We start from the raw sequence: 20,934 nt of genomic DNA on the forward strand, positions 1-20,934 counted from the left end.
TGGCATCGAATCCACGGAACCCGGTCGGAAGAGTGTCTCTGCTCAATGTCAACGCTGAGGGTTTCAACAGAGCCGTTCCACTCTATGCGGTAGTACTCTTAACAGTATTGCACCTCACGGTCAACGAGATCCTGGATGGCCGCAGATGGACGGCCGTGCTGGCCTATCCAGCGGTACTTGTGCCCGCTCATTGTGTATGCGCTCGCCCGTCGGACGTTCGTCTGAGGGTGCCAGGAATACTGTTAGCGGAGGATATTCGACGTAATAGTCGTCGAAGCGCGGTCCGAGTCCCACACCCGTGATTGCCTTGTGCAACACTCGCTGTTGTAAGCCGGTTACCGTTGCACAAGGCGCACTAGTAGTGTGAGTCACCAACCCCGAATCGGGTGACCGGTGGATCCAGCCTGTGTTTTCCTTGATGAGCACTCCCAGGGATCGGTATTTTACCACTTGTTGTGTAAGTTACCCACATGGTTGCAACAACACAGATCCTCTCCGTCTTTGTCATCTTCGCTCTCTCCTTGCTTATCGTTCGCATCGGCGCAGTAGCACTGCGAATGACCGGCCTCTCACCGGATGTCTCGACGTTTCAAGCTGCATCCGCATTTTCGGGTGCTGGATACACAACCGAAGAAGCAGAGTTTACTGTTGCTGAGCCAGGACGACGCACGATAGTCATCTGGCTCATCCGTCTCGGAAGCATTGGACTCGTGAGCGTGTTCGCGTCGCTCCTTCTCTCGTTTATCAATTCAGAGGGCAACGACCTGCTGACACTCGTCTACGTCCTCGGGGGTGTCCTACTGATTATTCTCATCGCCCGCAGCAAGCTACTCAACAATATCGTGACGCCACTTATCGAGCGCGGTCTAGACAGTACAACGGACCTCGCAATCAAAGATTACACCCACCTACTTGGCCTCGAACATGAGTACCGGGTCGCTGAGATCGACGTCGAGCAAGACGAGTGGCTCGCTACCAATACGGCTGATGAGATGAATCTCAATAGCGAAGGCGTGCTGCTTCTCGGCATTCAACGCGACAGCAACTATATCGGGGCTCCAGGAGGTGATACTGAGATCCAGCCCGAAGACACGGTTGTACTCTACGGAAAGGAAGATCGGTTGCAAGAATTGGCTGATCGTGACGAAGGCAACACTGACGCTCACGAAGATGCGGTTGCAGAACACGAGACTACACTCGAGGAACAATCTCGACTTATCGATCAGTAAGCTGCTCTATTGACTCATTATTCAGATCAATATCTAGTGGTAGTCACCGAGAGTTATACCAGAAGACAGGCCCACCCAGGGGCATGCCTGCTGGAACCCCCGACGAATGGCTGTTCGAAGACTGGCAACTGATCGTCCACGCACTCAACGACGTAACACACAAGGATGGCAGTGGTCGACGAGGAAGGCATCCATGGCATTCTCGACGACCTCGTGAGATTCGTTTTTAAGTGCTGCAAATGGCTCACGGATATTTTCGGGGAGTGTCTCGAGTTCGTCGCTGTGGCTCGCGATCTTGACGGTGTGATCTGCGATACGTTCGATCTGCCTCGCACAGGTTCGATAATCAAAATAGGATTCATTTCCGAGATCAGTTGAGGCGGCCACCCGTGGGGCGCGCAGTACGGACCGGAACAGTCGCGAAGTGACATGCCATAGTCGGTCAACCTCGTCGTCGCGTTCAGAGATCTCTTCCGCGGTTCCTGGTTGCTCTTCGAACAACGCTTCGGTCGCGTCCTCGAGCATTGACAACGAGAGTAATCGCATCTGCATGACGGTATCGTGAATCGATAACTCTGAGGCGTCAAGAAAGTCTTGGAGGACAATCCGAGTTTCGGTTTCAGTGCTGACTTCGAATCCGGTGAGGGTCTGCGCTGTTGAACGGATCACCCGGCGTTGGTCGGTTGCGATCCGATCTGCCTCAAAGGCGATTTCGTCAAAGCCATTGACATAGAGGGTAACGATTTGGCTCTCAAGTTCCTGAAGACTTGCGTCTTCGATCGAGAGTGTCGTGCGCGCCTCGTTGGCTATCGGGGATGCGGCAATGAGGGTGTCACCGTCAGGGTAGAAGGCTAGTTCCTGTCCTGCTTCGATTCCAGTCTCGGTTGTCCACTCCTTGGACAGTGAAACGGTGTAGGTCGACCCGCCCGTGATCTGGACTTTGCGGACCTCCATGTGTTCTCATTCGAACACCAATACATAAATACTTCTAAGCCTATATAGCAATCAGACACAACTCGACATCGATCGGTAATTAATACCTATTTGATGTGTGAATCGCTTGAACGGATAGATTGTGTGATGCCACGTTAGTCAAATTCTAAGCGTAGAAAAATCTATTTCAGTAATAAATAGAGTTATATTCCCATATTCAGACACATCAAAATCAGTCTAGCACATCGAATAGATGAACAACATACCAGTCAGGAGAAGTATATATCTCTATAGGACTCTATGTACCTCTCCCAGAAGGAGTTTACTGCTCTCGTGCGATCGCTCAACAGATGGCAATTGATCTATCAACTACGAATCCACGTAGTACGAGTTTTCGACAGCCATTGCAGCCATAGTTCACTGGTTAGATTTCAGTCGCAAAATCGAAGACACTGGGATAATTGACGATAACTTCGTCAACGTTCAATTCGAGGGACTGTCGTGCTTCCTGCCAACTATCGATCGTATAGACGATTACATCTCGTCCTGCCGTTTCGATGAAGGTTGCTTCGGAGAAGTTCGTCTCGCGGGTGAACGCAAGCATCTCATCGGTGGAGAGGTTGGCTGCTTCGTGAACGACTGCTAGCTGATTTCCGGTGTACTTCCCCTGTGCGAAGACGTCGACGATATGGACGGGGTTAGTTGCCATCTCTGTAGCTTTATTCGTGAACGAGAGGGGTATACTGTATTGATCGACATTGTCAGGTTCGGATTTGCTGAGTTACCCTCACCAATGCACATACCCTTAGCAATGAGTCCAGCTCACCGCCAGATTAAATCATAAGTAGGATAGAAATTACAAAATACTGTTATCTGCTAATAGAGTTGTTTAGCAGGTGCCCTTTTCATTGCAGGAAGCCTATTAACGGCCATGAATGAGGGAGAAGAGGACGAATCCATGGTGGGCCGAATGGGCGAGTCCCGGATCAGATTCTGGTTTCTTCTTGATGGAGATCGTTGGGTGATCACCAGCATGTTGACTGTTGGCCTATTCATTATTCTTATCATTTCTGGTACCGTCGCCCCCTCATCGTTTCGCTCGGTCATGAGCAGCACAAACCAAGTTGGGATCGCCTTTCAGGCATTTATCGCTTCGCTCGTCACTGGTGTGACGCTCGTCGTCACAATCGGTCAATTAGTTCTCTCACAAGAACTCGGATCGCTAAAAACCAAACGAGAACGAATGGAGGGCGCTGTCGAGTTTCGCCATGATGTTGACAGTATTTTTGGTACAGTCGGGCCACCAGATCCCGAGACGTTTCTCCGCAATCTTGTTCAGAAGAGCAAAGAACGTGCCGAGACTCTTGAGGAGAATCTTACAGACAACAGTAACAACGAGTTACGTGAACAAGTCGATGAATTCGTTACCGCTCTCGTCAAGAACGCTAACGAAGTCGAAGATCAATTAGAGGATGCTGAATTTGGTGAATTCAATCTGCTACGTACCGCCATGAACTATAACCATTCCTGGAAGCTGTATGGTGCCCTGTGGCTCAAATCCGAGTATAGAGATAGTCTCAACGATGAGGAGCAACGTGCGTTCGATGAATTAGTCGATGTACTCATGATCTTCGGCCCACTGCGAGAGCATTTCAAGTCGCTCTACTTCCAGTGGGAACTTGTGCGTCTCATTCGGTCGATCTTGATTACTGCATTTCCTGCATTGGCCGTTGCCATTGCGACACTACTCTTTCTGGCTCCGAATTCATTCCCTGGGGTGACCTTTGGCGTCGCGAATATCATTTGGGTCGTTAGCGCATCCTCAGCGATCACTATCATCCCATTTTTCGTGCTCACCTCTATTGTCTTGCGAATTGCAACCATTGCGAAGCGAACGAGTGCAATCGGACCGTTCATTCTGCACGAATCGGATCGAGGTGATGATCTCGATTTAGAGGTAAAAAACTAACTCTCATATTCGCGGATCTCCTAAGGTGTACAGATGACAAGCGGGCCACAATCTGGGTGTGTGGCTTCGTTCCTTCGACAGCGGTGATGACCTTCGTGATGGTCCGACTGGTCAATACAAGCCCAGCAGCGGCGTAGTCACGCACGTCCCGAGCGATGAAGCGAGCGCGTTCCTGATTGGTCGTGAGCTCGCGATCAGCAATGTGCTCGAGGAGCGCACAGATGCGTTCTAACGGCGTCTCCGTAGTCGCGGTCTGGGAGCCGGTCTCCTCGGTGTCAACGGTGGTGGCCTCCGTGGGCGTCTCCTGGAGTGTCGTTTCGAGCTCTTGGGTCTGGTCTTCGACGTCGGTGATCCGTCCGCGCACGTCCGCGAACTCCGAGCCGGCAAAGCGCTTGTACTCGGTGAGCTCTGCCTCGAGGTCCTCGATCCGATCATCCTTGCGTTCGACTTCAGCTTCAAGCTGCTCGACGCGGTCGGTGAGTGTTTCGAGCTGTTCACAGACCGACTCAAGCGTTGGCTCGTCGGTCGTCGCAGGCTGGTCAGTGGCGGTGCTCTCGGTGGTAGTACTGTCGGTCATTGGAAACAGGATGATGGTGAGACGATCGCGGGGCCCGTCTCGTGGCTGGCAAGCGTTTCGACGGCGTGGCTCAGCGGCGTAACTACACTCGATATATGGGGTGGTACAGGCGGGGCTCTCGATAGGCGAACGGCTGGCGCTGGTGGAGCTGTGTCCGAGTACGCTCTCGTACCTCTAATCATGAAGTTCGTACATAGATAGAGGTGAAAATCACAGTTTGCAAACTACTTTCATACGAATGGCTCAAATAGCCACATTTATAGCCAAAATGACTATACACGTGTTTGTTGTACCGGCCTTTGGTCAGTATGACCCGAATAGAAGTGGAAAACGGTGTGGAACTGCTCGTTGAGAATTGGGGATCAGGTACTCCTATCGTGTTCGTCCATGGCTGGCCGCTAAGTCATAGGATGTTTGAATACCAGTACATCCAATTACCGAGGGAGGGTATCCAGTGTATTGGCATCGATCTCCGTGGGTATGGACAGTCGAGCAAGCCGTGGAGTGAATACGACTTCGACATGTTCGCTGACGATCTCAAGAACGTTCTCGATGAACTCGATCTTGAGGATGTAGTACTCGCGGGCTTTTCGATGGGTGGGGGAGTTGTCACACGATATATGGGCCGGCATAACGGCGACCATGTGGGAAAAGTAGTAATGATTGGTGCTGCGAGTCCCGTTCTAGCCAAGAAATCCGACTTCCCGGAAGGCGTCGATGAAGATGCGTTCATGGACCTTGCCAAAGGATGCTATGAGGACCGGGCGAAGGTAAGCAGTGACTTCGCCAGTTCAATGTTTCATTCCGAACCAAGTCCAGAACTGAAAGGTTGGCTTCAGAACATGAGCATGGAATCGTCGCCGCAAGCCATGGCTGACTCGATCGAAGCGGTCGGTGAGATGGATCTCCGCTCCGATCTAGCGGATATCTCTGTCCCGACACTCATCTGCCATAGTATCCACGATCAGGCTTGCCCGTTCGAGCTGACGGCAGAAAAACTCCATGAGGGAATCGAGAATTCAGAGCTTGTTCGCTTTGAGGAGAGCGAACATGCACTCTTCTATGAGGAACGGGAGAAACTCAACGAGAAATTGGTCGAATTCGCCCAATAACTCTCTTTCTCACCTCTAAAAACAAGAATTAAAGGATGAGTGCGGCGATACCGAGCGGCGTGAGCACCATGAGTGGGGCGAGTGTGATCAGCGTGGTCTCCAGCCGCGTCTGGAACTTCCCGTACGTGATACCCGACACTCTCCAGTCGAGCAGTGTCGTGATGTGAATCTGCACGACGACTTAGTAGTCCAAGGAGCCAGCAGCGAGCATGTGTAGCAGCTCGTGTGTGACGTTTTCTATGACACCCTCGATACGTCTCAACGGCTCTGTTGAAATCCTATTAGTTCGACACCTTTCCCGCTGAAACAGCCGTTAGTTAGAACGTGCGAACGTATCGGTGGGCGTATCGTCTGCTTACATCTTTAATCCATGCCCCGTGAGTGGCATCACCACGTCTGTATCTGGCCCAAGCGTTCCGCGTTCTCGATATGCCGCAAGTGCCGCCGGCGCGATCGCTGAGGTCGGTTCCACGTAGAACCCGTGTGAGTGGAGCCGGTCTAACTCCGTTTGCACCGCATCTTCCGTGATCGCAATCGCATCACCATCGGTCTCAGCAATCGCATTCAGGAGTTGCCGTTTTCGTGTCGGTTCCCGTATATGGACGCCATCTGCGACATCGTTCTCACCCTCGGGGACAGCGTTGAGTTCGCTCGCAATCGGAGCATATCCTGCGGCTTGCGCACCGAGCAGACGTGGCACCGTATCAATCCACCCGGCTTCGGACAACGCATTGAATCCACGGTACACGCCCAGGAACAGCGTTCCATGGCCGAGTGGCATCACGATTGCGTCAGGGACGTTCCAGTCACGTTGGAGTACGAGTTCGTATGCGAACGTCGCCGTCCCAGCATAGAACGCTGGACTCCACGAGTGACTCGCGTACCATGCATCGCCCGATTCGACAGCCTCGATGCATGCATCGGTTGCGGCTTGGCGTCCGCCTTCGATTCGAATCGGTGTCGCCCCGACCCGTTCGATTCCTCGGAGCTTCCCCTCTCTTACAGAGGCTGGAACGTAAATCTCTGCGTCGAGTCCAGCGCGAGCCGCGTAGGTTGCGATGGCAGCCCCACCATTCCCCGATGAATCTTCGACGACTCGATCTGCGCCGCACGCAAGTGCATGGCTGATCGTGGTGGTTGCACCCCGATCTTTGAAGCTCCCCGTCGGCGAGACGTATTCGAGTTTAAACTGCGCATCCCATGTCGATGCTGAAACCAGCGGCGTCATTCCTTCGCCGAGAGAGACGCCTTTCTCAACCGGAATGAACATATCGAACGACCAGAGTCCGTCTCTCGTGTCGAACTGACCGGGGTCTGGCCGGTCGTACTCCGGAAGCGGTTGGTGAGTAAAGTCAAGGACGCCGCCACACTCACACCGCCAGTGATCGGTGTACGCCCGCCCACACGAAGAACAGACAAGTTCAGGAATATCCATGGACTCTCTTGGTCACGTATCATGGAGAAACTTTTCGGTGGTAGCAACGCAGCTATCACTGCGCGACGGTCGATGAGTGCCCTATATCTAACGTTCAGAGTGCCTTGTCGATGTTGTGAGTGAGACAGCCGACAACGAGTTCACGGAACTGCTTCCACCAGTGACGTGAGCGGACGAATGCGCCGTATTTCCGTTTGAGGCGAGAGTTCACCGTCTCGTTCTGACTACGTTGTCCGTAGAGGTCGGCGTCCAGTCGAGCGTTCCACGCCATATGAAGCAACGAAAACTCGCGGTGCTTGATGAGCGGTCGAACACCAGTCTCACGGGCTAACGCGCGAACCTTCTGGTCGTCGTATCCCTTGTCGCCAAGGAGAACCGCTACTTCACCGGTATTTCGCTTGATGAGCGACGGCGCAATTTGCGAGTCGTGTTTTCGGGTCGTCGTCACGTGTAAGTCGATGATTGCGTTCGATCTCGTGTCTACGAGGAGTGTGACTTTCAATTGCTGAATCGTCAACTTCGTTCGCTTGGTGTAGTGTTTCGAGGCGTGACTGCGGTCGAAACCGGAGGCATCAATCCCGACGACGCCGTTGGTCGGGAGGAGTGTGACCGAGAGGTTGAGCAGGACGCGCCAGACCGCCATATCAAGCCGATTGAATGCCTTACACAACGTCGAAGGAGCCGGGATTTCTTCAAGATCGAGGGCTCTCCGAACCCGAGGCATCTCGATAAGTTCGTCCAGAAGCATCCGGTACGTCGTATTCTTTCGAACCTTGAGACAGAGCAGGACGATGTGTTGATGAAGTGTGTACCGCCGTTTCGAGAATTTCGATGAGTAACGAGCGACAGCTCGCCGAGCCAAGTGCATCGCTTGCTCAACAAATCGGAGTAACCGTGACTTCGGGAGGGCTTCCATCCGGTTTGATTACCGGGCGAACCTGTAACTCTCGGAGGGTTTCAACAGAGCCCTTGTAGTGGGTTAGATTACTGCTTGAGTAATCCCCCCATCGACTTTGACCGCCTCGCCGGTCACGTTTGGATTCGTCGCGAAAAAGACGGCTAACCGTCCCATGTCCTCGGGCGTCTGATCACGACCAAGCGGAATTACCCGTTCAATAGTGTCTTCATAGGATTCATCGAGAGAGGGTGTCAGAACATCCGACCACATCGGTGTGTCAACAATCCCTGGGCAGATTGCGTTCGCCGTGACATCGTCTTCTGCAAGCTCGAGTGCAAGCGTCTTCGTAAACCCGATCACTGCATGCTTTGAGGCACAGTAATGGCCGAGTCCCGCTGCACCGATAGATCCCGCAATCGAGGCCGTGTTGATGATCGATCCGTGGGACTGTCGGAGGTGCGGAATTGCAGCCCTCGAACAAAGGAACGGACCCTTAACATTGACGTCCATGACGCTATCCCACTCTGCTTCGTCCATTTCCTCAGTCGGTGCAACCGTAATGATACCTGCGTTGTTTGCAAGAACGTCTATCTGGCCGAACTCGTCGATTGTCTGCTCGACCATCGAGTCGACTTGCGCTGCATCAGTAACATCACACTCAACTAACAGAGTCTGACTGCCCATCGCTTCGAGGTCATCGACAAGAGCCCTAGCACGCGATGCACCACCGATATCTTCTGACCCTGCTTGATTGTACTCCGAATCAACGACGTCAACGTCTGCAACGACAATATCGCTTCCAGCGGCAGCTAATTCCGTAGCGATACCATGTCCGATCTGTCCCCCTGCTCCTGTGACAATTGAAACCGCTCCATCCAGCGAATTTTCAGTAGCCATACGCAGGTAATTGTGTTAGATGGTAGCAAATAACTGTCGGTGAGTTGAATATCGAAGATGAATTGAGAACGTAGAGTCATTCACGATCCCAGAGAAAACCTTCTGAAAGCACGAGCGACTGCATTCAAGTCCAACCATCCGCCTTGTGCAACAATCACCGCTCAGCACCTACCGATGTTGTACAAGGTGACGACACAGCCAGTTGCCGCACGCACTCATGCTCGTCAATGAAACAAGAAGCATACACCCTTCCACGCCACCCCTATATCACGCTACATCATAGCACGATTGCTGGCAGAGTATTTGCCATCGCTTGAAATGGTGATCGGCCTCCTGGCCGATTGATCGTTCTAAAAACGTGCGTGAGATGCCATCAGTGGAGTCTACGATCCACCGCTCGGACAGGCACGACGATCCTCTGGCCAAGAGTTTATATCAGAAGACGGGACCACAGAGCGTAATGACCCTCACACTCGGTGATCGTGTCCGTATCGACATCCCCGACGAACTCGATCCTGACTTCAATCTGCACAGCGAACACGCCATCGTCCCCGACAATGACCCCGGCCGGTGTATATGCGGGTGTGAGGTTTTCTACAAAGTCGCGCTCGAAATCCAAGAGCTCTCGATCGAGATGCATCCGTGGAATATGCGCCCACCAATCGAGCCACTGCCACCCGTCGAATCGCACTCACCAGACCCAGCAGAGAGGGTGTAGATAAATCGATGAGACGCTTGCGAGCCGCCCGTGTGAATACAACTAGACTACTGGCTGCCGGAATTCGCTTACCCCACTCAAAACTGGCACCTCATCAGTTATGAGCGCGTTTCATCGAGGATTACGCTATCCGAAACACGGACGATTCCCAAGCAGTTATTATAGATGACACTCTCCCTCGAAAAGATGTCTGAGGCACAATCGACAGCAGCCGGAGAGGAGCGTACCGCATCCGAGTTGACCGCCTTCCAGCAGAACATCCTCACCGTCCTTGCTGAGGAACCCCAGTACGGACTGGCAATCAAACGCGAGCTCGAAGACTACTACGACAGCGAGATCAACCACGGTCGGCTCTACCCCAACCTCGATGACCTCGTCCAGCGTGGGTTCGTCGCGAAAAGCGAACTCGACAAACGGACGAACCAGTACAAACTGACCGATGAGGGCTACGCCCTCCTGCTCGGGGAACTCAACTGGCGCTTCTCGAAGCTCATTACCGACGACGATCGCGCGAGTGATATCGAAGCGCTCGTTGAGTAGTCTGCGTCCAGACTAAGTAAAGAGGGAAGTATCGTATACTGTCGGGGACATGAGTATGGTCTACTGCGATTTCTCGCGGCGGAGGTTCGTACGACGTTCTTCAAATTCCTCCTCAGACAGATCACCGCGGGCGTACGCGACGCGAAGCTCCTCGAGCGCCCGATCGGTAGTTATCGACGACCCAACACCGCCGACGAGGCCGCGATAGAGGAGGTACCCGATACCAATGAGGATGATAAGCCAGACGAGCATCATCCCGATGCCCCACAGCGGCGAGAGGCCGCCGGCCATGCCACCACCCCACCACCAGCCCATCATTCCCATCATTGGCATCGCGAATACCATCATCAACAGCGGGAACAGGACGATTACCGCGAGGACGATCAGGACGATGCGGAGCAAGCCGTCGGACGTGCGCTCTGTGGACATAGTGAACCACTAGAAAGGTTGGTCAGTTGACGATATAAATTAGTTGGCTGCCAGTATCACGCCGGTGGTTGGGCCTGATGTGGCTGACCAATCGGTACATTGCTCTATTATTCACTGGCCTGAGTGCACTCAGCAGCAGTCGTTTTCGTCGGACGACCACTCGCACGCGTCGCCCGTCATCAGGTCGTTTTCGTCCACATAGGTCGAGAGACAGGCATAGTTACAGAAGTACGTTGGCGAGCCACAATCGTCGTTACAGTCACGTACACAGATCGGGTCGTGGTCGAAGATACGCGACCCGCAGTACGCACAGGTCTCGTCGGCGTCGGGGAGTTCGACGGTCGTAGACATACCTGCGCTACGGGCACGAGTCAAAAACGTATTTCGTCAGCCGACCATCCATATACTTCGACTCCGGGCTGTCCGCAGTGTAGGCGTGAGACGGAGCTACTAGAACTCGATCGCTCCGATCATTGGCTCGCCGACACACTTCGGGCAGACATCGGTGTCGTATTCCTCCATACAGTGCCGGTGGCAGGAGTTCCCGCAGTGCTCGCAGACGAACACCTCGTTGTCGCTGGTACACTGTGACTCACAGATGTAGCACCGGACCATGGTTCGTAGAACGTACGGTGGCTATCGAGATAAATCGCTGTGCCCATGCATCTCTGCTATTGACACCTAATTTCGGCACGGATTGTCCCACATCGAGATTGGGGACTGGCTTGTGCTCGACGAGCGTCGGGACTTCCACACGCGCAGACCCAGACAGGCTTCAGTTCTCTTGATTCTGCACCAATCGCTCACGGCGTCGTTGGAACTCCGCTTCGTCGATCTCGCCTCGTGCGTATCGGCGTTGGAGGGGTTCCATCGCGGAATCGTCGCTCTCGGGAGGAGCGTCACCTCGACCCAGTGCCCAGTAGAGGAATCCCCCGACAAGGCCGAGCAGTCCGAGTGCCCCGCCGACGAACGGCAGCCCGCCACCCCAGCCACCGTTTCGGCCGTTCATCATCCCCGGGCCAGACCCCATCCCGGGACACCCATCATTCCGCCATCGGAGTTCCCGTCACCTCCGGTGCTGGACCCATACGCTATAGCACCCTGTTCGACGATCGCGTCGCTCTCGGGCACGTCACCATCCGGGATCGGACTTTCTTCGACTGGACCGCCAGGGTTGCCGACGACGGTGCGACCGACCATCCCGACCGACCTGTGCGGGATGCAGTAGTAGTCGTACGTGCCCGGTTCCTCGAACGTGTGTTTGAACGCTCCCGATGAGATGACTCCGCTATCGAATGCGCTGGCGTCAGATGGAATCCGGTTCTCGTAGGCGGTCGCCGAGTGTGCTCCTGCCGCTATTTCGAAGCGGACGGTCGTGCCGGGGTCGACGTGGAGCCCGATCGGGTCGAAGTAGTTGTTCCCCATCCGGACGATGGGCGTTTCCTGTGCAGCGATTGGCCGGATGAGTCCAGCACTCGCGACTGTGCGGCCCCGAGCGCTCCCAGAAACTGGCGTCTACTGTAGGTCATTATCTGATTGTTTGGTTTCATTATCCTCGGACGATACTGGCGAGTCGCTTCGCGAGTCCGGTCGATTGCTGGTCGGGCGTACGATAGCCGCCTCCAGTTCGTCCCGCTCGACGATGCCGATGAACTCGGCAGTCCGCTCCCCGTTCGCATAAACGAGCGTCGTGGGTGTCTTTCAAACACCGTACTCCTCGGCTCTCTCCAGATCGGTCTGGATGTCAACCTCCCGGAATTCGACATCCGGATACGCGTCCCAATGCCCTCGTTCTTCTCTCGCCTTGCGTTGCGCACGCCCCGTAAGTCTCCTGCGTGAAGAGGAGTATTTCGGTCATAGTAGCTAGTATGGGATTGTAAATCTTGCACATTTCTACTCGCATCCGAAAGCTGCGAGGGTCTCATATTTCGGATTCCAAGGCTGCGTACGTGAGCAACCCCAGGGTTGGTGGTCGAACCGATTACTCCGAGCGTTCGAGCTTGTCTCGGCGGGTTTCGAACTCCTCCTCCGTGAGATCACCACGGGCGTACGCCATGCGCAATTCCTCCATCGCAGGATTCCACGACGACTGCGATTCCGTCACGCGACGGAAGACGAGATATCCTCCACCCAGTAGGACGAGGAGGAAGACCAGCGGGACAAGCATCCCAACGAGTGGCCACCAGCCGCTAGTCGTCCCGTATCCGCCCATCATTCCACCGTAGCCCATCATCCCGCCGAATCCCATTCCCATCGTGAGCAAGGGGAGAACGATGATCGCCCCGAGGATGAGGAGGACGATGGTTATAGTGTCGAGTTGATTCGATGATGACATCGATGCTTAGACCTCCGACGAGGATTCGAGTTCGTCCACGACACTGGCGAGGACGCGCTCGAAGCGGTCGTGGACCTCGTTCGCGATTGAATCGAGCGCCTCGTTGTCGGCGATGCCAACCAGCTGTTGCGGATCAACTGCACTCACCATGACCTCGCCGTCGTCGGTTTCGTAGACGATGACGTTACACGGGAGGAGTGCGCCGAGTTCGATCTCTTCGTTTAGCCCCTCGTGCGCGAGTGCCGGATTGCACGCACCGAGGATGCGGTACTGTCGGAACTCCTCGCCGAGTTTCTCCTCGAGCGTCGCTTGGACGTCGATGTCACAGAGGACGCCGAATCCTTCGTCTTTGAGCGCGTCAATCGTAGTCTCGACCACCTGGTCGAAGTCATTGGAGACGGACGTTTGTATTGTGTACTTCATGCAATATACTACATTACTGGGGGTCTTAAGGGTGTGGTTTCGAAGCGGTTGTCACGGATGGAGTCATCCGTGTTGAAACTGGCACCGGATGGATCATCCGGCACGTTCCAACTGTTCACGCCGCCGTTCGAATTCGTCGTCAGAGAGCTCGCCACGGGCGTAGCGCTCTCTGAGGGTCGACAGCGGCCGTTCGTTGTTTCCAGCTCCAGTACGCGTCGCGAGCGCGAAGATGAGGTAAAGGGGGATCGCGAGCAGTAGCCCCATCCAGAGGAGACCCCACAGCCCCATCGCGCCGCCGAAGAGTCCCCATCCTCCGCCCATCATGCCGCCACCGTAGCCGCCGCCCATAGCGGCAGCTGCGCCGGTCATCGGGACCAGCAGCCAGATGGCGAGTAGCGTAAGTCGACGAGCAGTGCGTCCGATGTGGGTGGTGAGTTGCGTCATTATCTTGAGTTGGTGAGTCGCGGTGTTCTGTCGAAGCGATCGAAACGGTCAGGGTCGTCAGCAGTGGCCCTGCCCGTACATCCTGCCGTTGTAGTCGTCGTCAGCCATGTCCTGGGCCATTTCGTCGACGGTCACACCCATATGCGACTCCATCCACTCGACAGCACCGGGGCCCATGTGCTCGGTCATGTGGCCTTCCATCCAGGCCGCCCAGTCGGCGGTGGTCCCGTCGTACGGGAGCGCGTCGTCTGCGATCGTTTGGTTGCCGTGTGCGCTGACCACAGGCGCAGCGAACGCGAGTCCGACGATCGCGAGCGCCACGAGCAGCCAGCGGCCGATGGTGAAGTTGGTCATTGTCTTTTTCCTCGGTTAGTCGTAGGCCCCCTCAGGAGTTATCGCGATGGGTGTGAACCCAAGCAAGAGAACGTTCGAGAACGTGTATAGAGCGTTTTAATCGTTTTTCAGGAACAGAGCCGTTCGTAGCCGCTGAATTCGATGAGGATTAGGTTCGCCCCCCTCATTCGTCATGCAACGGTTGAAGCCAGCGATCGTGAGACGATTTACTTTGGAATGTTAACCACAACTGCAGAAAGGCCTCCTCCCCTACTAGGTTGCCTGAGAGCGACGAAGAAAGTCGGCGTCCAAGAATCGATGCGGTTGTGGCCTACGCCATCGAGCGGCAGGACTCCGCGCACTCGCGGAGCGGTTCGACACAGGCCTGACAGTGGTCGTGGTCGTGCTGTTCACACTCGTCGGCGCAAGCTTCACAGACGTCAGCACACGTCTCGGCAATGTCGCTGTTGAATTGCGAGCCCGATGCACAGAGCTGAGCGCACGTCGAGGCAACTGTGACCACGTCGCGACAGAGTCGGAGGCACTCCGCCATCTCCTCGCCCTTACCGATGCACTCGTCGGCGCAATGGGCGCAGGCTTTCACGGCTTCGTGACAGTTGTCGATACACTCGCGGGTCGAATCGTCGAGCAGATCGTTGATCTGAGCCATCGCATTCAGTACTACGAGAGACTCCTTTTCGTGAGTTGTGGCTACCAATCCAAGTGGGGAAACAAACGATCCCCTCCGGTCCGCTTAGGGGCTCGAAAAGGCAGATCTCGGTCATCTGGTACATAGATGAATCAGCGTCTGACTTCACGTTGGAGCGAATTGGCTCCCCAGTCGTTTCACAACCCGAAATAGAAGGCTGATCAATCCATGGTTTGTAACAGCGGACAAAGACCCCACTCAGACAGACACGTCTATTCGTCGGCTGCCTGTTTCAGGGATTCGTACTGCTCGACTATTTTCTCCGCGCACGACGAGCAACAGACGTGATACAGGTCTCCGGAGTCCATCTCTACTTTTTGACCATCCCCCGAGATCGGTTTTCCACAGATCGTACACTCAATCGTTAGGTCGTCTGTTCCGAGCTGCGGCTGCCACGAAGAACCCAGAATTGACGACACGTAATAATCCTTGATCTGATCGTCGCTCAGCGTGTCAGTGAGCAGCGAGCGGAGTTCGGCCGGGGGAAGAACCGCCTTGACGACCACCGTCGAGTCGACTGTGTAGAAGACGTGTTCCACCCCGTCGACATCTTGCAACTGGGAGAAGACGTCTTCAGCATGGGCGAGTCGCGTGTCGATTACCACGAGACACTCGTCCTCGTCGGCGAACTTCGTTCGATCCACGTCAACCGTGAACCGCCGTATCACGCCGAGATCACGCAGTCGGTCGACACGATTTGAAACGGTCGGTGGTGAGAGTTCTACCTCCTCCGCAATTTCGCGAAACGACCGACGGGCGTCCTCCAGTAACAACTCCAAAATAACTGCATCTGTTGAATCTAGCTCAGCCATAGGTACATGGATGGGCTGGGACGTTTTCTGACTACTGCTATTGAAAACGATGCTGATGAAACGAGGATCTCGTCCTTATGAGTCATGCGAAACGCGGCCTGAAGGAGTAGCTGCCTGTGTTTAATTCACCAGCGTATTCAGAGTGTGGTATCTCAGCCGTCAACACGTTACGGACAGAAAATTACGACACTGTCTCACCCCTGGAGTGTTAGCCGAAGCTCCGTAAAAGATCGAACCCCAAGTGGGGATATGGAGAAAAAAGAATACGCGATCCTTGCCGTCATCGCGCTCGCGACGGTCGCACTCGGTGTCCTCACGACATCGAAGCCCTTGTGGCCGTTCTTCGTCGAGAGCACGCGCCAGTTCCTGACGACGACCGCAGCGATGGCGTGGATCACGTGGTGGGCGCTCGTGATCGGCTTCGCAATCGCCGGTGGCGTCGAAGCCTGGACGTCCGACGAGAAGGTCTCGGACCTGTTAGAGGGCCACGGCTTCCGGGAGATCGGGTACGGGTCGCTGTTCGGGTTCGTGTCATCGTCATGCTCATACAGCGCCATCGCGACCGCGAAGAACCTCTTCAAGAAAGGGGGCTCGGCGGCGGCCACCCTCGGCGCGTTCATGTTCGCGTCGACCAACCTCGTCATCGAGATCGGTATCGTCATCTACCTCCTGCTGGGCTGGCAGTTTCTCGTCGCGGACGTCGTCGGCGGCTTCATGCTGATCGGCCTGATGGCCTTCGGCTTCGTCTACCTCACGCCCGACGAGGTCATCGAGCAGGCCCGAGAGAACATTCAAGACGAGGGCGACTCGACCGTCCAGGATCCGGTCTGCGGGATGGAGGTTGACCCCGAGGAAGCCGACTACTCGACCGAGCACGACGGTCAGACCTACTACTTCTGCTCGCAGTCCTGTAAGGACAGCTTCGACCCGGAAGAGGCCAATACCACGATTCGCGAACAGGCAACCTCCCTCTCGGGTTGGAAGGCGCTCGCGGACAAGCAGTGGTCGGAGTGGGGGATGCTCTGGGACGAAATCGCCATCGGCTTCATCTTCGCCGGTCTCATCGCTGGCTTCATCCCCGAGAGCGTCTGGACCTCCGTCTTCTCCGGGCCGACGTTCGGACTCCCGGTGTACGTCTTCTGGACGGCAGTACTGGGAGCGGTCATTGGCGTCGCGACGTTCGTCTGCTCGGTCGGAAACGTCCCGTTCGGCGCTGTCCTCTACGCCAACGGCTTGCCGTTCGGGTCGGTGCTCTCGTACATCTATGCGGACCTCATCGTCCCACCGATCATGGACGCGTACCGTGAGTACTACGGCACGAAGTTTGCGGCCATCCTTTCGGGAATGATCTTCGTCTCCGCCGTGCTCACGGGCTTTGTCATTCATTTCATCTTCCTCGGGGCGGGGGTCATCCCAGACCCATCGAGCGTCCAGATTGCAGAGGTGAAGATCGAGATGAACTACAAGATGGTATTGAACGTCCTCGCAACGGTGTTCTTCCTATTCCTCTACTGGCTACACCGTTCGGACTCGATTGGAGAGGAGGAGCACGGCGAGCACGCTCACACCGCCGACTAACGCTCTCGGTCTCTCTCGTTCAGTCGGTCAGCATCTTTGCTGTGCCAGTAGTCGGTAATCGTGGTGACGAGTTCGTCGATGGATCTGACGCCTCGGGCTGGGACAGACACCCCGCGACCCCGGCGAAATAGCACTTGCACGCAATATAGACACGGCTGGTGAAAACAGGGTCACACGGACGTAGCTCGTCTCGAGTTCAGCACCGATGACGATGGTACCAAACGGTTCTAGTTCGCGGTAGCGATTGCTAGTGCGCTTGATTCTGCTGCAAGTCGTCACTCGGATAGATTCGATACGTCCGCCCCTGCCGTTCACGATACAACAATCCGCGCTTCTCGAGGGCGCTGACCGTCTGACTAACCTTGCTCTTCGAGAAGTCTGAGCGATCCCGCAGTTCGATCTGCGTAATGCCGGGCGAGGATAGGACTGGTTCGAGGATACGGCGTTCGTCTTCCGGAAGGAGGTCTAACACGCGAGCCTGTGGCTGAGATTCTGGATTGATAGCCCCATCTGGTTGGGTGGCCCCCTCCGGCGAATCGGCGCTCTCAGGGTTGGTCGGAACCGCCATCCCATTCTGTGAGCGGTCCTTTACATCTGTGCTGGTGAGGTCGTCCCGAGCCGCGAGATACCCCCCACCGATGACAGCCGAGACGAGGAGGGTCCCGAGGACGTACCAGAGCGGATTCGTTCCGTGAACTGCCCCCATCGACATGCCCATCATCGATCCCATCTCCTCGAAGGCCTGCTGTTGCTGGTACGCTTGCCAGCTGAGCACACTGCCGACAATGAGGACGGCAGCGACCAGGCCACCGACGACTGTATCGGCTCGTCGTCGGTTCATCCATCCCACCTCAATCTGCCGGTATACTCGTTCATGCCTGAGAGTTGGCGAGACATCGGTGTACCAGTTATGATTAACCGAAACAATACTTGGGGCTGCTTGGCCACGATACTTGGTATTGAGACGTGGCGGTTAGTGATGCTCATGGCTCTGGGAAGCTTCTGTCCCTGAGACTTGTGGGTGGTGATGTGCAAATTCGGAGGGATGTTTCTCGAACACTCGCTTGCACCGATTCGAGCAAAAGTAGTACATCTCGCCGTCGTGGGTGAGGCTCAGGCCGCTATCGTCCGTCCGCATTCCACAGACTGGATCGCAGTACTGCCCGGGCGCGCCGAGTCCTCGCTGGTAGACGTACAGGAGGAATCCGGAAAGCGCGAACGCGATCACGTTGAGGTAGAATGTGTAGTTGAGTTCGAAGTACGTCTGTTCGGACGCCGTCTGCCCGCCAGCGAGGTTCGGTATGATGCCGAGGGCGTTGAACAGTTCCTCCATGAGAAAGCCCGTGAAGGCCATCGTCACGAAGAACACGCCGAGAATGTACGCCATCACCTTCCAACCGTAGTACTTCCGATAGACGTTCAAGACGGGAATCGTGATGAGATCGGCGTAGACGAACGCGATGACGCCGGCGAAGCTGACGCCACCGCCCCACAGCGCGACCGCAAAGGGGACGTTCCCAATGCTCCCGACGAAGCTGATGACAGCAATGGCCACGCCCATAATCGCGTTCTCGGCGCTCACGAGCAGCCCTTCGCCCTGAAGGAAGAGTGCATTCCAGACCCACTGTGGGACGAACACGATGACGAACCCCGAAATGAGAAACCCGGCGATGACGTCCTTCCAGATCATCGACCACTCCTTGCGGTACTGGTTGCCGATTTTATACCAGCCACCCCACGAGAGCAACTCGTCGCGCCAGCCGCCGCTGCTGGCTGCCTCCTGCTGATAGGTCTCCATACAGCCTTCCGAGCAGAACTTCAGCGTCTCGCCCCCGTCGGTCATCAGCGAGTATTCATCTTTGCCCTCCATCCCGCAGGTCGGATCCTCAGTGATACCGTGCTCCTGATCGCGCTGGTTCAGCTCTTGGCGAACCTGATCGAAGAGGTTCGCAGGGAGCGTCAGATGGACGAGCAGCGCCATCACGGCGATGAGGATGACACCGCCGAGGAGTTCCGCCACCAAGAATTCCCACCCGAGGAGGATCAGTATCATCAGGCCGAGTTCGACGATGAGGTTCGTTGAGGCGAACATGAACGCGAGGACGTTCACCGCGTGCGCACCCTTCTTGAACAGGCCCTTCCCGATGGCGACCGCGCCGAAGCTACAGCCGCTACTCGCGGCGCCGAACACCGTCGCCTTCGTGAGTCCACTCAGATTTTCCTCTCCGAGGACCCGAGCCATCCGCTCCTTCGAGACGTAGACCTGAACGAGGCTCGTGATCACTAGGCCCATGATGATCGCCCACGCGGCGGTCCAGAGAAAGCCGACGCCGATCCGCAACGACTCGAGAAGTCCGTTGACGAGGGCCGCTTGCATATATAGACTATCGCAGTCATCTGTCTTGTTAGTTGTTCTTAAGAAACGGTGGTAGTTCGCTGGAGTAATTTTTGTATTCAAAGGTAATCCGTGCTATTAGCTGTGGTCAACCGTTCGAGGACTGTGTTCACGCTCAACAGTTGATGCGCGTCACTGATTCGGTTCGCTGATTGTTGCTTGTTCTTTCGTAGAGAGGTCTCACAGAGGTGAGCGTAGTACCGTTGTTTCTCCAACATATTCCCGTGCCGTGTTGACAGAGCGACTCTCCCTTTCGAATTGTAAGAGAAACCCGAATGAAGGAGTCGAGCGTATCTCTAGTCATGAGCACGACTACCACAAATCAGGACACGTACGAAACAGAATCCACGACCAGTCTGATGCACCTCGATGCGCTGGCACTGGCAGGTGCAGCAGCAGTCGTCTCTGCCGTCGTAATGCTCCTGCTCGGCATGTTCGGCGCGATTGGCGTCTACGAGGGTGCGGTCGCGATGATGGAACAGTGGCACCTGTTCTTCGAACCGACTGTCGTCGGGACAGTGGCGGGCATGGTCGAGGCAGCGGTGATCAGTTTCGTCCTCGTGTACGCCTTTGCGTGGCTATACAACGTCTTCGCACGCTGAATCGAGGAGCCAATCCATGTACGTCACCGACAACGCAGAAATCGTCATCACTGCCACTCCGGAGGAGATTTGGGAGTACGTAACGGACCCCGTCCACTGGACGGCATCGAACCCCGAGGAACACTACGGACTCGAGTATGACACACCCGATAATCGCCCACAAGAGGGTGCGACGTTCCACCAGGCCGAAGAGGTCGCTGGGATGTACGCCGACTTGCACGGCCGATTCCAGTACATCGATCATCCACACGTGGCGGTCTGGACTGGGACAGCGTACTATCCGGCTCTTCGTGGACTTGTCACCGTTCGAATCCCCGAGGGCGGTACGATACGGCTCGAAGAGGCAGACGACGGCACTCGGATGTCACACGCCGTCTGGATGGACTTCCCGAACAACCGTCGGGGCCGGCTGCTAAAGCGGCTCTTCACCACCATTCTTGACGGGAAGGCAAAGCTCTACGACCACACCAACAAGGAGCTTGTCTTCTTCAAGGAACGCATCGAGTCGACAGCACATGAGCCGCCCAAACCGACGGACGAGAGTCCGTAGCAAAATCAACGCACTC

The 20,934-nt window shown here is 55.5% G+C and carries 28 protein-coding genes; 8 read left to right on the plus strand and 20 right to left on the minus strand.

The annotated features are described in order from the left end of the window. Positions 1-470: 470 nt before the first annotated feature. Positions 471-1,229 (plus strand): TrkA C-terminal domain-containing protein, encoded by a 759-nt coding sequence (locus tag HAPAU_RS17615; protein WP_066385342.1) that lies wholly within the window; start codon positions 471-473, stop codon positions 1,227-1,229. 144 nt (positions 1,230-1,373) lie between these two features. Here the strand turns inward: HAPAU_RS17615 and HAPAU_RS17620 are convergent, their stop codons facing one another. Both HAPAU_RS17620 and HAPAU_RS22570 read right to left on the minus strand, forming a co-directional pair. Beyond that, positions 1,374-2,183, minus strand: a complete 810-nt coding sequence (locus HAPAU_RS17620; protein WP_066385343.1) for a phosphate signaling complex PhoU family protein — start codon at positions 2,181-2,183, stop codon at positions 1,374-1,376. 403 nt (positions 2,184-2,586) lie between these two features. After that, positions 2,587-2,871 carry a PhzF family phenazine biosynthesis protein gene (locus tag HAPAU_RS22570; RefSeq protein ID WP_066385344.1) on the minus strand — a complete coding sequence of 95 codons (285 nt, stop codon included), beginning with the start codon at positions 2,869-2,871 and terminating at the stop codon, positions 2,587-2,589. A 222-nt stretch (positions 2,872-3,093) separates the two neighbouring features. Here HAPAU_RS22570 and HAPAU_RS17630 point away from each other — a divergent pair, with 222 nt between their 5' ends. Next, the gene (locus HAPAU_RS17630; protein ID WP_066385345.1) at positions 3,094-4,131 is read left to right on the plus strand and encodes a hypothetical protein; all 1,038 of its coding nucleotides are present in this window, start codon (positions 3,094-3,096) and stop codon (positions 4,129-4,131) included. Here HAPAU_RS17630 and HAPAU_RS20495 read toward each other — a convergent pair. Continuing rightward, on the minus strand, positions 4,076-4,708 hold the full coding sequence (locus HAPAU_RS20495; protein WP_245634226.1) for a hypothetical protein: 633 nt from the start codon (positions 4,706-4,708) through the stop codon (positions 4,076-4,078). The two genes, HAPAU_RS17630 and HAPAU_RS20495, sit on opposite strands and share 56 nt — an antisense overlap. A 308-nt stretch (positions 4,709-5,016) precedes the next feature. Here HAPAU_RS20495 and HAPAU_RS17640 point away from each other — a divergent pair, with 308 nt between their 5' ends. Then, complete coding sequence (locus HAPAU_RS17640) at positions 5,017-5,820, plus strand: alpha/beta fold hydrolase (protein WP_066385351.1); 804 nt, start codon at positions 5,017-5,019, stop codon at positions 5,818-5,820. 28 nt (positions 5,821-5,848) lie between these two features. Here the strand turns inward: HAPAU_RS17640 and HAPAU_RS21270 are convergent, their stop codons facing one another. From HAPAU_RS21270 to HAPAU_RS17655, 4 genes are all read right to left on the minus strand, one after another. Then, on the minus strand, positions 5,849-5,995 hold the full coding sequence (locus tag HAPAU_RS21270) for a hypothetical protein (RefSeq protein WP_157078547.1): 147 nt from the start codon (positions 5,993-5,995) through the stop codon (positions 5,849-5,851). A gap of 180 nt (positions 5,996-6,175) precedes the next feature. Continuing rightward, on the minus strand, positions 6,176-7,255 hold the full coding sequence (locus HAPAU_RS17645) for a pyridoxal-phosphate dependent enzyme (RefSeq protein ID WP_066385352.1): 1,080 nt from the start codon (positions 7,253-7,255) through the stop codon (positions 6,176-6,178). Between the two features lie 94 nt (positions 7,256-7,349). After that, positions 7,350-8,171 carry an IS5 family transposase gene (locus HAPAU_RS17650; RefSeq protein ID WP_066385353.1) on the minus strand — a complete coding sequence of 274 codons (822 nt, stop codon included), beginning with the start codon at positions 8,169-8,171 and terminating at the stop codon, positions 7,350-7,352. A gap of 63 nt (positions 8,172-8,234) precedes the next feature. Further along, positions 8,235-9,050, minus strand: a complete 816-nt coding sequence (locus HAPAU_RS17655; protein WP_066385355.1) for an SDR family NAD(P)-dependent oxidoreductase — start codon at positions 9,048-9,050, stop codon at positions 8,235-8,237. Between the two features lie 460 nt (positions 9,051-9,510). Here HAPAU_RS17655 and HAPAU_RS21275 point away from each other — a divergent pair, with 460 nt between their 5' ends. Continuing rightward, on the plus strand, positions 9,511-9,768 hold the full coding sequence (locus HAPAU_RS21275; protein WP_157078548.1) for a hypothetical protein: 258 nt from the start codon (positions 9,511-9,513) through the stop codon (positions 9,766-9,768). A 186-nt stretch (positions 9,769-9,954) separates the two neighbouring features. Continuing rightward, on the plus strand, positions 9,955-10,308 hold the full coding sequence (locus tag HAPAU_RS17665) for a PadR family transcriptional regulator (RefSeq protein ID WP_066385424.1): 354 nt from the start codon (positions 9,955-9,957) through the stop codon (positions 10,306-10,308). A gap of 60 nt (positions 10,309-10,368) precedes the next feature. Here the strand turns inward: HAPAU_RS17665 and HAPAU_RS17670 are convergent, their stop codons facing one another. From HAPAU_RS17670 to HAPAU_RS20505, 11 genes are all read right to left on the minus strand, one after another. Then, a complete protein-coding gene (locus tag HAPAU_RS17670; RefSeq protein WP_066385357.1) occupies positions 10,369-10,737 on the minus strand; it encodes an SHOCT domain-containing protein in 369 nt (122 codons plus the stop codon). Between the two features lie 129 nt (positions 10,738-10,866). Further along, positions 10,867-11,088 (minus strand): hypothetical protein, encoded by a 222-nt coding sequence (locus HAPAU_RS17675; RefSeq protein ID WP_066385358.1) that lies wholly within the window; start codon positions 11,086-11,088, stop codon positions 10,867-10,869. 99 nt (positions 11,089-11,187) lie between these two features. Continuing rightward, positions 11,188-11,352, minus strand: coding sequence for a hypothetical protein (locus HAPAU_RS21280; protein WP_157078549.1), 165 nt, complete (start codon positions 11,350-11,352; stop codon positions 11,188-11,190). Positions 11,353-11,512: 160 nt separating this feature from the next. Further along, positions 11,513-11,746: an SHOCT domain-containing protein gene (locus HAPAU_RS22575; RefSeq protein WP_245634227.1), complete on the minus strand. Its 234-nt coding sequence runs from the start codon at positions 11,744-11,746 to the stop codon at positions 11,513-11,515. Continuing rightward, positions 11,746-12,162 carry a plastocyanin/azurin family copper-binding protein gene (locus tag HAPAU_RS22580; RefSeq protein ID WP_245634228.1) on the minus strand — a complete coding sequence of 139 codons (417 nt, stop codon included), beginning with the start codon at positions 12,160-12,162 and terminating at the stop codon, positions 11,746-11,748. Before HAPAU_RS22580 ends, HAPAU_RS22575 begins: the two co-directional genes overlap by 1 nt. Positions 12,163-12,718: 556 nt before the next feature. After that, positions 12,719-13,072, minus strand: coding sequence for an SHOCT domain-containing protein (locus HAPAU_RS17685; RefSeq protein ID WP_066385359.1), 354 nt, complete (start codon positions 13,070-13,072; stop codon positions 12,719-12,721). 6 nt (positions 13,073-13,078) lie between these two features. After that, the gene (locus tag HAPAU_RS17690; RefSeq protein WP_066385361.1) at positions 13,079-13,495 is read right to left on the minus strand and encodes a DUF302 domain-containing protein; all 417 of its coding nucleotides are present in this window, start codon (positions 13,493-13,495) and stop codon (positions 13,079-13,081) included. A gap of 93 nt (positions 13,496-13,588) precedes the next feature. After that, positions 13,589-13,939, minus strand: a complete 351-nt coding sequence (locus tag HAPAU_RS17695; RefSeq protein WP_066385363.1) for an SHOCT domain-containing protein — start codon at positions 13,937-13,939, stop codon at positions 13,589-13,591. Between the two features lie 57 nt (positions 13,940-13,996). Continuing rightward, the gene (locus tag HAPAU_RS17700; RefSeq protein ID WP_066385364.1) at positions 13,997-14,293 is read right to left on the minus strand and encodes a hypothetical protein; all 297 of its coding nucleotides are present in this window, start codon (positions 14,291-14,293) and stop codon (positions 13,997-13,999) included. Between the two features lie 310 nt (positions 14,294-14,603). Beyond that, complete coding sequence (locus HAPAU_RS17705) at positions 14,604-14,942, minus strand: four-helix bundle copper-binding protein (RefSeq protein ID WP_066385367.1); 339 nt, start codon at positions 14,940-14,942, stop codon at positions 14,604-14,606. Positions 14,943-15,193: 251 nt separating this feature from the next. Continuing rightward, on the minus strand, positions 15,194-15,793 hold the full coding sequence (locus HAPAU_RS20505) for an Lrp/AsnC family transcriptional regulator (RefSeq protein ID WP_084383882.1): 600 nt from the start codon (positions 15,791-15,793) through the stop codon (positions 15,194-15,196). 249 nt (positions 15,794-16,042) lie between these two features. Here HAPAU_RS20505 and HAPAU_RS17715 point away from each other — a divergent pair, with 249 nt between their 5' ends. Then, positions 16,043-17,371, plus strand: a complete 1,329-nt coding sequence (locus HAPAU_RS17715) for a permease (RefSeq protein ID WP_066385371.1) — start codon at positions 16,043-16,045, stop codon at positions 17,369-17,371. Positions 17,372-17,618: 247 nt separating this feature from the next. On the opposite strand, the gene HAPAU_RS17720 is transcribed toward HAPAU_RS17715, so the two are convergent. Both HAPAU_RS17720 and HAPAU_RS17725 read right to left on the minus strand, forming a co-directional pair. Continuing rightward, positions 17,619-18,212, minus strand: coding sequence for a helix-turn-helix transcriptional regulator (locus HAPAU_RS17720; protein ID WP_066385372.1), 594 nt, complete (start codon positions 18,210-18,212; stop codon positions 17,619-17,621). A gap of 132 nt (positions 18,213-18,344) precedes the next feature. After that, on the minus strand, positions 18,345-19,748 hold the full coding sequence (locus HAPAU_RS17725) for a permease (protein ID WP_066385375.1): 1,404 nt from the start codon (positions 19,746-19,748) through the stop codon (positions 18,345-18,347). 320 nt (positions 19,749-20,068) lie between these two features. Between HAPAU_RS17725 and HAPAU_RS22585 the strand changes: the two genes are divergently transcribed. Then, positions 20,069-20,368 carry a hypothetical protein gene (locus HAPAU_RS22585; RefSeq protein ID WP_245634229.1) on the plus strand — a complete coding sequence of 100 codons (300 nt, stop codon included), beginning with the start codon at positions 20,069-20,071 and terminating at the stop codon, positions 20,366-20,368. A 16-nt stretch (positions 20,369-20,384) separates the two neighbouring features. Continuing rightward, complete coding sequence (locus tag HAPAU_RS17735) at positions 20,385-20,918, plus strand: SRPBCC family protein (RefSeq protein ID WP_066385379.1); 534 nt, start codon at positions 20,385-20,387, stop codon at positions 20,916-20,918. The last annotated feature ends 16 nt before the right edge of the window (positions 20,919-20,934 follow it).

Origin of the sequence: Halalkalicoccus paucihalophilus (genome assembly GCF_001593955.1) — an archaeon.
GTDB classification, from domain to species: domain Archaea; phylum Halobacteriota; class Halobacteria; order Halobacteriales; family Halalkalicoccaceae; genus Halalkalicoccus; species Halalkalicoccus paucihalophilus.

Excerpts from the sequence above, each read along its gene's own strand:
- HAPAU_RS17615 (WP_066385342.1), top strand. The coding sequence starts at position 471 with ATGGTTGCAACAACACAGATCCTCTCCGTCTTTGTCATCTTCGCTCTC.
- HAPAU_RS17620 (WP_066385343.1), bottom strand. The coding sequence starts at position 2,183 with ATGGAGGTCCGCAAAGTCCAGATCACGGGCGGGTCGACCTACACCGTT.
- HAPAU_RS22570 (WP_066385344.1), bottom strand. The coding sequence starts at position 2,871 with ATGGCAACTAACCCCGTCCATATCGTCGACGTCTTCGCACAGGGGAAG.
- HAPAU_RS17630 (WP_066385345.1), top strand. The coding sequence starts at position 3,094 with ATGAATGAGGGAGAAGAGGACGAATCCATGGTGGGCCGAATGGGCGAG.
- HAPAU_RS20495 (WP_245634226.1), bottom strand. The coding sequence starts at position 4,708 with ATGACCGACAGTACTACCACCGAGAGCACCGCCACTGACCAGCCTGCG.
- HAPAU_RS17640 (WP_066385351.1), top strand. The coding sequence starts at position 5,017 with ATGACCCGAATAGAAGTGGAAAACGGTGTGGAACTGCTCGTTGAGAAT.
- HAPAU_RS17645 (WP_066385352.1), bottom strand. The coding sequence starts at position 7,255 with ATGGATATTCCTGAACTTGTCTGTTCTTCGTGTGGGCGGGCGTACACC.
- HAPAU_RS17650 (WP_066385353.1), bottom strand. The coding sequence starts at position 8,171 with ATGGAAGCCCTCCCGAAGTCACGGTTACTCCGATTTGTTGAGCAAGCG.
- HAPAU_RS17655 (WP_066385355.1), bottom strand. The coding sequence starts at position 9,050 with ATGGCTACTGAAAATTCGCTGGATGGAGCGGTTTCAATTGTCACAGGA.
- HAPAU_RS21275 (WP_157078548.1), top strand. The coding sequence starts at position 9,511 with ATGACCCTCACACTCGGTGATCGTGTCCGTATCGACATCCCCGACGAA.
- HAPAU_RS17665 (WP_066385424.1), top strand. The coding sequence starts at position 9,955 with ATGTCTGAGGCACAATCGACAGCAGCCGGAGAGGAGCGTACCGCATCC.
- HAPAU_RS17670 (WP_066385357.1), bottom strand. The coding sequence starts at position 10,737 with ATGTCCACAGAGCGCACGTCCGACGGCTTGCTCCGCATCGTCCTGATC.
- HAPAU_RS17675 (WP_066385358.1), bottom strand. The coding sequence starts at position 11,088 with ATGTCTACGACCGTCGAACTCCCCGACGCCGACGAGACCTGTGCGTAC.
- HAPAU_RS21280 (WP_157078549.1), bottom strand. The coding sequence starts at position 11,352 with ATGGTCCGGTGCTACATCTGTGAGTCACAGTGTACCAGCGACAACGAG.
- HAPAU_RS22575 (WP_245634227.1), bottom strand. The coding sequence starts at position 11,746 with ATGAACGGCCGAAACGGTGGCTGGGGTGGCGGGCTGCCGTTCGTCGGC.
- HAPAU_RS22580 (WP_245634228.1), bottom strand. The coding sequence starts at position 12,162 with ATGGGGAACAACTACTTCGACCCGATCGGGCTCCACGTCGACCCCGGC.
- HAPAU_RS17685 (WP_066385359.1), bottom strand. The coding sequence starts at position 13,072 with ATGTCATCATCGAATCAACTCGACACTATAACCATCGTCCTCCTCATC.
- HAPAU_RS17690 (WP_066385361.1), bottom strand. The coding sequence starts at position 13,495 with ATGAAGTACACAATACAAACGTCCGTCTCCAATGACTTCGACCAGGTG.
- HAPAU_RS17695 (WP_066385363.1), bottom strand. The coding sequence starts at position 13,939 with ATGACGCAACTCACCACCCACATCGGACGCACTGCTCGTCGACTTACG.
- HAPAU_RS17700 (WP_066385364.1), bottom strand. The coding sequence starts at position 14,293 with ATGACCAACTTCACCATCGGCCGCTGGCTGCTCGTGGCGCTCGCGATC.
- HAPAU_RS17705 (WP_066385367.1), bottom strand. The coding sequence starts at position 14,942 with ATGGCTCAGATCAACGATCTGCTCGACGATTCGACCCGCGAGTGTATC.
- HAPAU_RS20505 (WP_084383882.1), bottom strand. The coding sequence starts at position 15,793 with ATGGCTGAGCTAGATTCAACAGATGCAGTTATTTTGGAGTTGTTACTG.
- HAPAU_RS17715 (WP_066385371.1), top strand. The coding sequence starts at position 16,043 with ATGGAGAAAAAAGAATACGCGATCCTTGCCGTCATCGCGCTCGCGACG.
- HAPAU_RS17720 (WP_066385372.1), bottom strand. The coding sequence starts at position 18,212 with ATGAACCGACGACGAGCCGATACAGTCGTCGGTGGCCTGGTCGCTGCC.
- HAPAU_RS17725 (WP_066385375.1), bottom strand. The coding sequence starts at position 19,748 with ATGCAAGCGGCCCTCGTCAACGGACTTCTCGAGTCGTTGCGGATCGGC.
- HAPAU_RS22585 (WP_245634229.1), top strand. The coding sequence starts at position 20,069 with ATGAGCACGACTACCACAAATCAGGACACGTACGAAACAGAATCCACG.
- HAPAU_RS17735 (WP_066385379.1), top strand. The coding sequence starts at position 20,385 with ATGTACGTCACCGACAACGCAGAAATCGTCATCACTGCCACTCCGGAG.